Genomic DNA, 12455 nt, shown 5'->3' on the forward strand with positions numbered 1-12455 from the left:
TCTGTCACCGCGACTGGCGCAGCGCCTCGAAGCCGATGATGACATCCAGCAGCTCGGTGGTGATGTCATCCTGGCGCACCGATCGAAGCTGGCCCTTCACCTCGTCGAGGCGGTCGTCCACCGACTGTTCGGCCTGCTGCATCAGGGCCAGCCGCGCGGCATTCTCGGTGACCATGGCCTCCGCCGAGGCCCGGAAGACGCTGGCGAAGATATGGCTGCGCAACAGGGCGGCAAACAGCTCGGCGCTGGGCATCGAGTAGTCGGGCAGGGAGCGGGATTGCCACGGCCGGTCGGCCAGTTCCGCCAGGAATTCCCGCCCGAGGGGCAGCAGCGGCACGAGCACCGGCTCGTGCTGCCCTCGTCCGGCGCGCTGGGTGAAGGCCAGCGTGACCTTCCGGTGGTGGGGTTCACTGCCGCCGATGTCGTCCAGCCGGGTGACGATGCTGCCCGCCAGGCGCCCGATGCCATCCGCCGAGGCCGGCGGCAGCAGCGCGCTCTCGGGGCGGAGGCCCTGGCCCGTCAGGGCGTCATTCATCTGGGCGCCGACGCACAGCACCCGAAGGGCGGCGCGCCCGGCCGTGGTCGGCACCAGCTCCGCCTGCACCTTCTCGGCGAGCAGTTCGTTGTAGTTGCCGCACAGGCCATGGTCGGAGCCGAACACCACCACGATGCTCTCGGCCGGCTCCACGGCCGGCATGGCGATGGGGCCGGTTCGGGCGACGAAGGCCTCGAGTCCGCTGCGCACCGTCCGGTGATAGGCCTCGATGGAACGGGCGGCACGATCAAAGGGCACGGCATTGATGGCCGAGATCGTCTTCATGGTGTGCACGATCCCGCGGATACTGGTCAGCGTCTCGTCGCGGCGGGAGAGGGCTTCAAGCGTCTGCGTCACGGCCATCCTCCGGCTTCCCGAGTGCGGTCCGCGCCACTGAGAGGATGGCGGCGCGGTCCTCCTCGTCCAGTGGCTCGTTGCGGGCGATGCGCGTGGCGACGCCCGTCAGGACGTCCCCGACCGACGCCCGGATGGTGTCCATGGCGGCCACCACCTCGGTCTCCGACAGGCCGTCGAACATGCCCTCCATCGCCGCCAGCAGCACCAGCAGCTGCTCCACGGCCGGTACCGGGTCCCGCTCGGGCTGGCGCAATGCCGCCCGGACCGCCGCGCCCCGGTGCAGGCGAGCCCGGGTGGCGTCATCCAGCCGGGTGCCGAAACGGGCAAAGTCCTCCAGCTCCTCGAACTGGGAGAGGGTGACACGCAGGTTGCCGGCGACGTCCCGGAACGCGCGGTGCTGGGCCTTGCCGCCCACCCGCGACACCGACACCCCGAGGTCCACCGCCGGGAACTGGTTCTTGCGCACCAGCCGCGGCGACAGGTAGATCTGGCCGTCGGTGATCGAGATGAGGTTGGTCGGGATATAGGCCGACAGGTTTTCCGCCTGGGTCTCCACCACGGGCAGGGCGGTGATGGACCCGCCCCCGGCGTCCTCGGTGAACTGCCCGGCGCGCTCGAGCAGCCTGGCATGCACGTAGAAGATGTCGCCGGGAAACGCCTCGCGCCCCGGCGGTCGTCGCAGCAGCAGCGAGAGTTCCCGATAGGAGCGGGCATGGTGGGTGAGATCATCGAAGACGACCAGCACGTCCCGGGCCTGGTCGGCGAAGTATTCCGCCATGGTCATCGCCGCGTAGGGCGCGACATAGGCCAGGCCCGGCGGGTCCTCGTCGCCGGCGACGACCACGATGGTGTTGGCCAGCTGCCCGCTCTCCCGGAGCGCCTCGATGACCCTGGCCACGGCATCGCCGCGCTGCCCGATGGCGCAATAGATACTCAGGACCTCCGAGCGGGCCTGGTTGAGGATGGTATCCAGGGCAATGGAGGTCTTGCCGGTCTGGCGGTCGCCGATGATCAGCTCCCGCTGCCCCAGGCCGACCGGCACCGCCGCATCCACTGCCTTGAGGCCTGTCGCCAGCGGGCGCGTGACGGCGCCGCGGCTGAGGATGTCCGGAGCCCGAGCCTCCACCGGCCGTTCGGCCACGGCGGTGACCCGGCCCTTGCCGTCCCGGGGCTGGCCGGTGGCGTCGACCACCCGGCCGACCAGGCCCGGCCCCACCGGCACGCTGATCACCTTGTGGGTGCGCCAGACATCCTCACCGGCGCTCACCCGCTCCGAGGGGCCCAGCAGCACGACCCCGAGCCGGTCCGGCTCGAGGTCCAGCACCACGCCGCGAACCCCCGAGGCGAAGACCAGCAGCTCATCCGACAGGGCCCGCCCGAGCCCGGCGACCACGGCGATGCCGTCGCCCACCGCGGCGACCGTGCCCACCTCGACCAGAACCGGCGAGGGGGCGGGGCTGTCCAGCAGGACGTCGATGAAGTCCTGCACGTCGGGCCGGTGCGACTCATCCGCCATGAGCGTTCACCCTGCCCGATTCGCCGCTGGCCAGGCGCTCCTCCAGCAGCTCGACCAGCTCGTCGGTGTAGCTGTCGACCGTCCAGGCGAGCTGGAGGCTGCCGATGCGCAGGACCAGGCCGGGGGACTGGCTGTCATCGGTGGCAAAGCGCAGGGGAAGGCCGGGCACCCGGGCCTCCAGGGCGGCCTCGACCTCGTGGCGGGCGCCCTCCGGCAACGCGGCATGGGTGGTGGCCACCGCTTCCTCGGCATGCTCGGCCGCCGAGGCCAGCTCGTCCGACAGCGGCTCAAGCTTGCTGATCACATGCAGGGCGATGTGCTCCTCCAGGCGCTCGTCGGCCAGGTCGTGCAGCGCCCGGCCGGCCAGCTGGTAGAGCGTCTCGGCACTCGCCTTGTAGAGCTCCGACGTGAAGCGCTCCCGTTCGCGGGCCAGGTGCGCCAGGGTGTCCTGGCGTTCCTGCTCCATTTTCTCGTGGGCCTCGGCCAGCAGGGCGTCCCGCTGCTGCTTCGCCTGCTCGCGCACCCGTTCCGCCAGGGCGTCCCGGTCGGCCTGCAGCTTCTGCTGCTGTGCCACGAAGTCCGCCTCGGCGGCGGCCGCCTTCTCCTGGGCGCGCCTGGCCTCCCCCATGCGTTCGGCGATCTCGGCCTCGCGGGAATCGATGCCCTTCAGGATCGGCTTGTAGAGGAAGCGCTTCAGCAACCAGACCAGCACCAGGAAGTTGGCGATCTGGGCGAGGACCGTGACCCAGTCAATCGACATGGCTCAGCCTGCCGCCGGTTGGGTGGCTTGCAGGAAGGTGTCGATGAACGGGTTGGCAAACAGCACGATCATCGCCACCACGAAGCAGTAGATCGCCGTGGACTCGATCATGGCCAGGCTCACGAACAGGGTGCGCGACAGGGTGGAGGCCGAGTCCGGCTGCTGGGCGATGGCGGTCAGGGCGGCGGACGCGGCCCGCCCCTCCCCCAGCGCCGGGCCCAGCGCGCCGAAGGACACCGTCAGGCCTGCGGTGAAGATGGAAATGGCCGCAATGAAGGCTGCATCGGTCATCGCTCTTGCTCCTTATTATCGAGATCGCGGTCGAGATTCCGGTCGAGATCGCGGTCGGGCGTCTTGACGGGCTTGTTGACGGGCTTGTTGACGGGTGCCGTGGCCGACGAGATATAGACGGTCGCCAGGATGGCGAAGATGTAGGCCTGGATCAGGCCGGTCAGCAGGCCCAGCACGTCCATCACCACGGGAAAGAAGAACGGCGCCACGCCGAGCAGGATGCCGGCGATGACCGCCCCGCTCATCACGTTGCCGTAGAGGCGGATGGCCAGCGAGATCCCCCGGGAGAATTCGCTGATGATATTGAAGGGCAGCATGACGATGGAGGGCTGGATGTAGGTCTTGAGGTAGCCGCCGATGCCCTGGCGGCTGATGCCGAACAGTGGCACGGCGATCAGCACCGACAGGGCCAGGGCCGCCGTGGTCGACAGCGACGAGGTGGGCGGCGTGAAGCCCGGCACGACCAGCAGCAGGTTGGACAGCGCGATGAACAGGAACAGCGTGCCCGAGAAGTAGAGGACGTGGCGCGACGACTGCGGCGAGATGTCCTCGATCTGTCGCTGAATCCCGGTGACGATCACCTCCAGGGTCGTTCGCCAGCGATTCGGCGGCACGTCCGGCCGCAGCTTCCGGGTCACCAGCATCGAGGCGACGGTCAGCATGGCCATGACGATCCAGGTGTTGACCACGGTCTCGTTGATCCCGAGGCCCCAGAGGGTGAAGACCGTCGTCTGGTCGGGTGTCAGTTGCATCCTGCCTCCTTCGCCCCGGGCGTCCGGGCCATCAGGGTGGCGATGAAGCGCACCAGGAAGAAGGCGAGCGCATAGCCGACGAAGGCCCCGCCCAGGGTGCCCCCGTCGGTCACCCACCAGCCGGCCGCCAGCAGCCCCCCGATCCGCAGCGCGGCGCTGGGCAGCAGGACGACGACGGGCCGGGGCCGTCGCAGCGCCAGCCGGACGCTCAGGGCCAGGCCCAGGAAGTACAGGATACTGACGGCGATACCGGCGCCGAAGCCGGTGATCACGGCGTGCCAGTCAATCGTCATCATGCTCGCTCCCGTTGTCGTTGGCTTCCTTGCTGGCCCAGGCCCAGGCAATGAAGCTGCCCAGCGCCACGCCCCCCAGGATCAGGGCAAGGGTCCAATTGAACGCCTGTGGCAGGTGGCGGTCGAGCCACAGCCCGAGAAAGGCGCCGCCCACGGTGGGCACCGCGATCGACCACCCGATCATGCCGAAGACCCCGAGCCCCCGCAGCGGGCTGCTCCCGGGGTCGTCCCGCGCCTTCTCCCGGCGCCGGGCGCGACGGCCGATGTCCTCCACCGGAGACTTGCGCTTCCGGGTCATGGCGTCTTGGGCCGCTGCAGGTCGGCAAAGCGCCGCACGATGCCCGCCTCCAGGCGAGACAGGGCGGAGCGGGCCACACGCTCGTCCTCATCCATCTCGACGAAGCTCTCCTGCACGGTCTCCCTCAGCGAGGCCAGGTCGCTGCCCTGGACGCCCCGCCGGATGGCGATGTCCACGTCATGCCCCTTCTTCACCAGGATGCCCTCGTCGATGCCGAAGATCCGTTCCTCGCCGTCCGCCAGGGTCAGGATCAGCACGGAGGGCACCAGCGCGGTGACGAAGTCGATATGGTTCGGCAGCATCCCGAAGGCCCCGTTTTCCGCCTCCGCAAACAGCCGGGTCGCCGGGCCCTCGAACAGGGTCCGGGTCGGCAGGCGCAGGGTCACCTGCATCTCGTCCGACAGGCTCATGCCTCCCCCTTCATGTCTCCGCCCTCATGTCTTCCCCTCCAGATCGGAGAGGGCCCCGATCATGTAGTAGTCGCCCTCGTCATGCTCGAATCGGGTCTGGGTCAGGATGGTGTCGCACCCCTCGAGGGTATCGTCGATGGAGACGCGCTTGCCCTCGGTCCCGGTGAACGAGCCCGTGGTGAAGAAGGGCTGGGTCAGGAAGCGTTCCAGCCGGCGGGCGCGGGCGACGGTGGCCCGGTCGGCGGCCGAGAGCTCCTCGATGCCCAGCATGGCGATGATGTCCCGCAGCTCCTCGTACTCGGCCAGGGTGCGGCGCACCTTGCGTGCGATGTCGTAGTGCCGCTGTCCCACCACCGACGGCGTGAGCATGACCGAGGAGGAGGCCAGGGGATCGATGGCCGGGTACAGGCCCTCGCTGGCCCGCTTGCGCGACAGCACGACCGAGCCCGACAGGTGGGAGAAGATATGCGCGGCCGCGGGGTCGGTGAAGTCGTCGGCCGGCACGTAGACGGCCTGGACCGAGGTGATGGCGGCCTGGCGGGTGGAGGTGATGCGCTCCTCCAGCTCCGCCAGCTCGGTGGCCAGCGTCGGCTGGTAGCCCACCCGCGAGGGCATGCGGCCCATCAGCCCGGAGACCTCGGAGCCGGCCTGCACGAAGCGGAAGATGTTGTCGATCAGCAGCAGCACGTCCCGCTGCTGATCGTCGCGGAAGTACTCCGCCATGGTCAGCGCGGTCTTGCCGACCAGGAAGCGCACCCCGGGCACCTCGTTCATCTGGCCGAAGAGCATCACGGTGTTGTCGCGCACGCCGGCCTCGCCCATCTCGCGGTAGAGCTCCTCCGCCTCGCGGGAGCGCTCGCCGATGCCGCAGAAGAGGCTCACGCCCTTGTGCTGCTGCACCGTGTTGTTGATCAGCTCGGTGATCAGCACCGTCTTGCCCACCCCGGCGCCCCCGAACAGGCCGGTCTTGCCGCCCCGCTCGATGGGCGACAGCAGGTCAATGGCCTTGATGCCGGTCTCGAGGATCCGGCTGCGCACGACCCGGTCCTCGAGCCGCGGCGAGGGCTGGTGGATGGAGCGCCGGCCCGCGCTCGCCGGGGCGGGCTTGCGGTCGATCGGCATGCCGAACACGTTGAGCATGCGTCCCAGCACGGCGTCGCCGACCGGCACCATGATCGGCGCGCCGGTGGCCCGCACCGGCATGCCGAGCCCCAGCCCCCTGACCGGCCCCAGCGCCATGCAGCGCACCACCCCACCGTCCGCCAGGCCGGCCACCTCCAGGCCGATCTTCCCGGCGTAGAGCAGCTCCCGGATGCCGGGGACCTGCCCGGCAAACCTGACGTCCACGACGCCACCGCGAATGGCGACGATGGAACCGGTGGCCTGCTCGGCCTCCACATGGGCTTCATGCTGCGTCATCAGCGCGTCCTAGGCGTCGGCCGACACCCGCGTGCCTGCCGTTCCCTCCAGTATGGCGAGGGCATCGACCAGCCGGCCGATGCCGCTGATGCCCTCATTCTCGGCAAAGTCACAGGCGGCCGCCAGCTTCGGCCCCATGGAACCGGCCGGCAGGGCCATCTCCCGGGCCCCGGCCACCGTCAGGGCGTGGACCGGGGTCGCGGCGTCCGTGCCGTAATCGCGGTACACCCCGTCGACATCGGTCAGCAGCAGCAGGGCGTCGGCGCCCAGTTGGCGCGCCAGCAGCGCGCTGGCGGCGTCCTTGTCGATCACCGCCTCCACGCCGATCATGCTGCCATCCTCCCGGCGCAGGACCGGGATCCCGCCGCCCCCGGTGCAGACCACCACCACGTCCTGGGCGAGCAGCAGCTGCAATACCCGCAGGTCGGGGATCTCCAGCGGCGTCGGCGAGGGCACGACCCGACGCCACCTGTCGCCGTCCCGGGCGATGTGCCAGCCGGCCGCCGACGCGCGACGCTCGGCCTCGTCCCGCTCGTAGACCGGCCCGACGAACTTGGTCGGATGGCCGAAGGCCGGGTCCTCGGGATCCACCACCACCTGGGTCAGCAGGGTGGCCACCGGGCGATCGTGATCGAGCGCGTTCTCCAGCTCCTGCTCGATCATGTAGCCGATCATGCCCTCGGTCTCGGCGCCCAGCACGTCCAGCGGGTAGGCCTCGTCCGGCCGATAGGCCGCGCCCTGCAGCGCCAGCAGGCCCACCTGGGGGCCGTTGCCGTGGGTGATCACCAACCGGTGCCCGGCGCGCACGATCTCGGCCAGCGCGCGGACCGCCACCTGCACGTTACCGCGCTGCGCCGCGGCCGTCAGCGGCTCGCCGCGCTTGAGGAGGGCGTTGCCGCCCAGTGCCGCCACCACCAGCATGTCTGCCTCCCAGGCTCGCGACGAGAATCACCTCGATGGATCATGGTGGATGCCGTCGAGCGTCGACGTCAGATCGGATCACGGCGGGTGGGGCAGCTCATGCAGCGCCCGCCGCCGCGCCCCCGGCCCAGCTCGGCACCGGGAATGGCCAGCACCTCGATGCCCGCCGCCGCCAGTGCCGCATTGGTGTCGTCGTTGCGGTCGTAGCCCACGACGACGCCGGGGCTCAGCGCCAGCACGTTGTTGCCGTCGTTCCACTGCTCGCGCGCGCGCTCCTCCGGGGTATCGCCGCCGGTGGGCACCACCTCCAGCGCCCCGACCCCCAGGACCTCGGCGACCAGCTCGAAGAGGTGGCGCGGGTCCCGACGGAAGGCCAGCGTCCTGCCCCCCTCGCCGGGACGTAGGTCATAGCAGGCCACCGCGTCCGCGACCTCCTTGAAGGCGGTCACCACGTTGCCGCCACAGAAGGTGAAGACCGTGTCCAGGTGCATGGCCGTCCGGGTCTTGGGGAGCTGGCAGGCGATCACCCGGTGTACACCGCCCTTCGCGAACCGGGCCTCCTCGAACAGCGCCTTCGCCAGCTGACCGATGGCCTGGGGCGAGGAGCGCTCGCCCATGCCCACCAGCACCGTGCCGTGCCCCACCGGCATGACATCCCCGCCCTCGAGGGTGGCGAGGCCGTGGTCCGCCAGGGGATCCCCCCAGTGCACCTTCACTCGGCCCGCGAAGGCCGGATGAAAGGCATAGATGGCGGCCATCAGCAGGGTTTCCGGCTTGCGGGCGCTACAGAACATCGGGTTGAGGGTGACGCCACCATGGAGCCAGGCGCTGCTGTCGCGGGTGAACAGCAGGTTGGGCAGGGGCGGCAGCACGAACCCGAAGTGGCCGAGATGGTTGCCGAAGAGCCCCACCGGGTCGAAGGGCAGATCTCCCACCTCCAGGCCGCCGATCAGGAACTCGGCCAGGGTCCCGCTCGGCAGCTCATCCATCCAGGCGCGCAGGTCCGACACCATGCCCACCCCGATGTGGTTCCAGGTGATGCGGTGGTCCAGCACCCAGGCGCGGGCTTCGTGGATATCGAGGGTCTCGGCCAGCAGCGCGTTGACGTCGAGCACCTCCACTCCCCTGCCCCGCATCACCTCGGCGAAGACGTCATGATCCTTCTGGGCCTGCTTGACCCAGAAGACGTCATCGAAGAGCAGCGCATCACAGTTGGAGGGGGTCAGCCGCCGATGGGCCAGGCCCGGACGGCAGACGATCACCTGGCGCAGGGTGCCGGTCTCGGAATACACGCCCGGTTCAGACGGCACCTCCCGGGGGGGCTCAGGCATGGTGGACTCCTTGTCGCCGGGCATCGCAGCCGGGCAGCGGCACTGGCCGACCCGAGCTTGCCTTGACGAAGGATAGTCGATGCCGCCGGGCGCGATGCCCGGCGATGCCGCAGGTCAACCGACGACAGGAGAGCACTGCGCGGCGGTGCCGGGGCCGCGCGATGCCTGGCGGGACCCCGCGGCCAGACGACGCAGGCCGCGGGCGGGGAGGCAGCGGAGGCCGGGGTAGGTCACTCCGGCAGGTCGGTGACCGCGCCGGTGGAGGCCGAGCTCACCGTGCGGGCGTACTTCGACAGCACTCCGCGGGTATAGCGCGGGGCCGGCTGGCGCCAGGCGGCGCGGCGGCGCATCAGCTCCTCGTCGGAGAGCGCGACGTCGATGGTGTCGGCCTCGGCATCGATGGTGATCAGGTCGCCGTCTTCCACCAGCGCCAGGGGGCCGCCATCGAAGGCCTCGGGCGTGACGTGGCCGACCACGAAACCGTGACTGCCGCCGGAGAAGCGCCCGTCGGTGATCAGCGCCACATCGCTGCCGAGCCCGCGCCCCATGATCGCCGAGGTGGGCGTGAGCATCTCGCGCATGCCGGGGCCACCCTTGGGCCCCTCGTAGCGGATCACCACCACGTCGCCGACCACCACGGTGCCGTCGTTGATGCGCGCCTGGGCCTCTTCCTCGGAGCCGAACACCCGGGCACTGCCCGAGAAGCGCGTGCCCTCCTTGCCGGTGATCTTGGCCACTGAGCCTTCCGGGGCCAGGTTGCCGAAGAGGATGCGCAGGTGGCTCTCGCTCTTCACGGGCCGGTCCAGCGGGGCGATGATCTGCTGGTCGTCCGGGTAGGGGGCCACCTCGGCCAGGTTCTCGGCGAGGGTGCGGCCGGTGACCGTCAGGCAGTCGCCGTGGAGCAGGCCGGCCTCGAGCAGGGTCTTCATCAGCGGCTGGATGCCGCCGATCGCCACCAGCTCGCTCATCATGTAGTGGCCGCTGGGGCGCAGGTCGGCGACCACCGGCACGCGCTTGCCGATGGCGGTGAAGTCCTCGAGGGAGAGCTCGACGCCGAGGGTGCTGGCCATGCCGATCAGGTGCAGCACGGCGTTGGTGGAGCCGCCCAGCGCGATCACCACGGTGATGGCGTTCTCGAAGGCCTGGCGCGTCATGATGTCCGAGGGCTTGATGTCGCGCTCGAGCAGCTCGAGCACCGCCTCGCCGGCGGCATGGCAGTCGTCGCGCTTGTCACGGGAGACGGCGTTCTGCGCCGAGCTGCCCGGCAGGCTCATGCCCAGCGCCTCGATGGCCGAGGCCATGGTGTTGGCGGTGTACATGCCGCCGCAGGAGCCGGGTCCGGGAATCGCCGTCTCCTCGATCTGCTTCACCTCGATCAGGTCCATGTCACCCCGAGAGTGGGCCCCCATGGCCTCGAACACCGAGACGATGTCGGTGTGGCCCTCGCCCGGCAGGATGGTGCCGCCGTAGACGAAGACGCTGGGGCGATCGAGCCGCGCCAGCCCCATCAGGCAGCCCGGCATGTTCTTGTCGCAGCCGCCGATGGCCACCAGGCCGTCGAAGCCCTCGCAGCCGGCCACCGTCTCGATGGAGTCGGCGATCACCTCCCGCGACACCAGCGAGTACTTCATGCCCTCGGTGCCGTTGGCGATGCCGTCGGAGATGGTGATGGTGTTGAAGATCACCCCCTTGCCGCCGGCCGCATCGGCGCCGTCGCTGGCCCGTCGTGCCAGCTCGTCGATGTGGCTGTTGCAGGGGGTGAGGTTGCTCCAGGTCGAGGCGATGCCCACCTGGGGCTTGGCGAAGTCGGCGTCGGTGAAGCCCACCGCCCGGAGCATGGCGCGGCTGGCGGACTTGCCGACGCCATCCACGACCGGGGCGGAATGGCGGCGGCGGGGATCGTCCGGTGTGTCACTCATGGTCGGGTTTCCTCTTGCAGTGTCGGGGATTCGCCCCGGGGGTGGTCGTCGGGTGCGGCAGTGTCGCTCGTCGCGGCGAAGGACGAGGCCGGCCGTTCGAAGGCCGCCTCGAACAGCCGGGGGTCATCGAAATGGCGTCGGCCCACGAAAACGGTGGCATGGGTCCCCCACTGGCGCATGGCGCCGGGGCTCAGGATGCCCGATGGCCACAGCAGGAATCGCTCGAGGCGCCCAGTATGCGACACCAGACCCTCGGGACCATAGAGGCTGCGTCGTCCGCCACCGGGCAGCGCCAGGGAGCGCCGACCATGGTCGGGCGGTGTGGACACCGCCTCGAGCGCGTAGCGGCGCGCCTCAGCCACGTCGACCCGGGGCTCCGCCACCCCCAGGTTCTCCACGAAATGGCTGACGGCGGCGACGCGCACCGCGAGCCGCTGCCCCGCCACCAGTCGGGGGGCCTCGGTGGGCGTCAGCGGCGCCTCGCGCAGGTCCGCGTCCGCGGCCACCGCGACACGCTCGAGGGGCGGCACGGGAAAAAAGAGGTGGTAGCAACCACAGGGATGGATGCTGTCGTGGATCAGCGGTCGTCCCCGTTCATCGAGGGTGACGCGCCACACCAGGCCGTCGAGGCGACCGCCGAGCAGATCCAGCGCGCCCTGCCGCGTTCGCGCCGGGAACCACAGGGTGTAGACCAGCTGGGCCAGCAGCTCACCCTCGAAGCGCGTATGGCTCAATCGCACGTCGGCCACGGGACGGGTGGTGTCCACCAGCGGCAATGGGCCCTCTGGGCCGGCAAACCAGTAGGGCGCGCCGAACCGGTCGTCGTGCCCCCGGGTCTCGACGAGAAACACCGGGGCATGGTGCGCTGCCAGGCGCAGCAGCGCCTCGCGATCCAGCTCGACGAAGCCGAGTGGGCTGCGCGGCGCCTCGCGCAGCCACCGAGCGGCGACGGCGGCCTCCCGGAGCCGGCCGGGCGGCGCATAGCGGACCAGGGGCGCCTCGGCCGGCATCGTCGCGAATGGTGCCTCGAAGGTCTCCAGATAGCCCGCCTTCCAGCGGTTGTAACCGACCGCCAGGCCAAGGCGGGAAAGGGGATAGAGCCCCAGCGCCCGGCGCCAGGTCAGGTAGTGGTCAGGGGCCTCGACCGCCGCCCGCAGCCGCTCGCGGGCAAGCCCCGTGCCCTGCTCGGCCAGCAGCTCACGCTCCATCAGGCGCGTGGCGCAGGCGTTGACGGCCGCGGCCGCGCCGGAGGGAGGCGACAGCGCGTGCCGGTCGGATGCCGGCAGGTTGGCGGCCTCGATGACGCGCGCCTCGCCGTCCAGCTCACGCATCCGGGTCACCCAGTCGGCGAAGGCCGCGGGGGTGTCGAGCTCGTCATCGAAGCTTGCGAGCAGCCGGTCGACGCGCAGGTAGGGGAAGCCGGCCACCCGCGCCGCCCCGGCATCGCTCACCCCGGCGTCGGCCACTACCGCATCGAAGGCGGTCAGCCGCTCCAGGCAGCGGGCGTTCAACGGGTCGCGGAAGGCCATCTCCGAACGCCAATCGGGGCCGGCGGCACAGCCCGTCAGCAGCCCGAACAGGACGAGCCCCCCTAGGCGCACCGGTGACCAGACTGGCATGGGGCGGTTCCTCGACAACGCGGATCGACCCTCT

General features: G+C 70.4%; 13 protein-coding genes. All 13 read right to left on the reverse strand.

What is annotated here, in order from left to right:
• Positions 1 to 4: 4 nt before the first annotated feature.
• Entirely contained in the window at positions 5 to 892 is an 888-nt protein-coding gene (locus ABE957_RS09930; RefSeq protein ID WP_349758518.1) for a F0F1 ATP synthase subunit gamma, read from the reverse strand.
• Complete coding sequence (locus ABE957_RS09935) at positions 876 to 2408, reverse strand: F0F1 ATP synthase subunit alpha (RefSeq protein ID WP_349758519.1); 1533 nt, start codon at positions 2406 to 2408, stop codon at positions 876 to 878. Before ABE957_RS09935 ends, ABE957_RS09930 begins: the two co-directional genes overlap by 17 nt.
• On the reverse strand, positions 2398 to 3168 hold the full coding sequence (locus ABE957_RS09940) for a F0F1 ATP synthase subunit B family protein (protein WP_349758520.1): 771 nt from the start codon (positions 3166 to 3168) through the stop codon (positions 2398 to 2400). Before ABE957_RS09940 ends, ABE957_RS09935 begins: the two co-directional genes overlap by 11 nt.
• A gap of 3 nt (positions 3169 to 3171) precedes the next feature.
• Complete coding sequence (locus tag ABE957_RS09945) at positions 3172 to 3459, reverse strand: F0F1 ATP synthase subunit C (RefSeq protein ID WP_349758521.1); 288 nt, start codon at positions 3457 to 3459, stop codon at positions 3172 to 3174.
• Positions 3456 to 4211: a F0F1 ATP synthase subunit A gene (locus ABE957_RS09950; protein ID WP_349758522.1), complete on the reverse strand. Its 756-nt coding sequence runs from the start codon at positions 4209 to 4211 to the stop codon at positions 3456 to 3458. The genes ABE957_RS09945 and ABE957_RS09950 overlap by 4 nt, the downstream gene beginning before the upstream one ends.
• On the reverse strand, positions 4202 to 4507 hold the full coding sequence (locus ABE957_RS09955) for an N-ATPase subunit AtpR (RefSeq protein WP_349758523.1): 306 nt from the start codon (positions 4505 to 4507) through the stop codon (positions 4202 to 4204). The genes ABE957_RS09950 and ABE957_RS09955 overlap by 10 nt, the downstream gene beginning before the upstream one ends.
• Positions 4494 to 4802 (reverse strand): AtpZ/AtpI family protein, encoded by a 309-nt coding sequence (locus ABE957_RS09960; protein WP_349758524.1) that lies wholly within the window; start codon positions 4800 to 4802, stop codon positions 4494 to 4496. Before ABE957_RS09960 ends, ABE957_RS09955 begins: the two co-directional genes overlap by 14 nt.
• On the reverse strand, positions 4799 to 5212 hold the full coding sequence (locus ABE957_RS09965; RefSeq protein WP_349758525.1) for a F0F1 ATP synthase subunit epsilon: 414 nt from the start codon (positions 5210 to 5212) through the stop codon (positions 4799 to 4801). Before ABE957_RS09965 ends, ABE957_RS09960 begins: the two co-directional genes overlap by 4 nt.
• A 24-nt stretch (positions 5213 to 5236) precedes the next feature.
• On the reverse strand, positions 5237 to 6631 hold the full coding sequence (gene atpD / locus ABE957_RS09970; RefSeq protein ID WP_349758526.1) for a F0F1 ATP synthase subunit beta: 1395 nt from the start codon (positions 6629 to 6631) through the stop codon (positions 5237 to 5239).
• A gap of 9 nt (positions 6632 to 6640) precedes the next feature.
• Positions 6641 to 7552 (reverse strand): carbamate kinase, encoded by a 912-nt coding sequence (gene arcC / locus ABE957_RS09975; protein WP_349758527.1) that lies wholly within the window; start codon positions 7550 to 7552, stop codon positions 6641 to 6643.
• A gap of 68 nt (positions 7553 to 7620) precedes the next feature.
• A complete protein-coding gene (locus tag ABE957_RS09980; RefSeq protein WP_349758528.1) occupies positions 7621 to 8883 on the reverse strand; it encodes an arginine deiminase in 1263 nt (420 codons plus the stop codon).
• Positions 8884 to 9113: 230 nt separating this feature from the next.
• Positions 9114 to 10802: a dihydroxy-acid dehydratase gene (ilvD, locus tag ABE957_RS09985; RefSeq protein WP_349758529.1), complete on the reverse strand. Its 1689-nt coding sequence runs from the start codon at positions 10800 to 10802 to the stop codon at positions 9114 to 9116.
• Positions 10799 to 12421: a hypothetical protein gene (locus ABE957_RS09990; protein ID WP_349758531.1), complete on the reverse strand. Its 1623-nt coding sequence runs from the start codon at positions 12419 to 12421 to the stop codon at positions 10799 to 10801. The genes ilvD and ABE957_RS09990 overlap by 4 nt, the downstream gene beginning before the upstream one ends.
• Between the last annotated feature and the right edge of the window lie 34 nt (positions 12422 to 12455).

It is taken from the genome of Halomonas pelophila (assembly GCF_040196315.1).
Classification (GTDB): domain Bacteria; phylum Pseudomonadota; class Gammaproteobacteria; order Pseudomonadales; family Halomonadaceae; genus Halomonas; species Halomonas pelophila.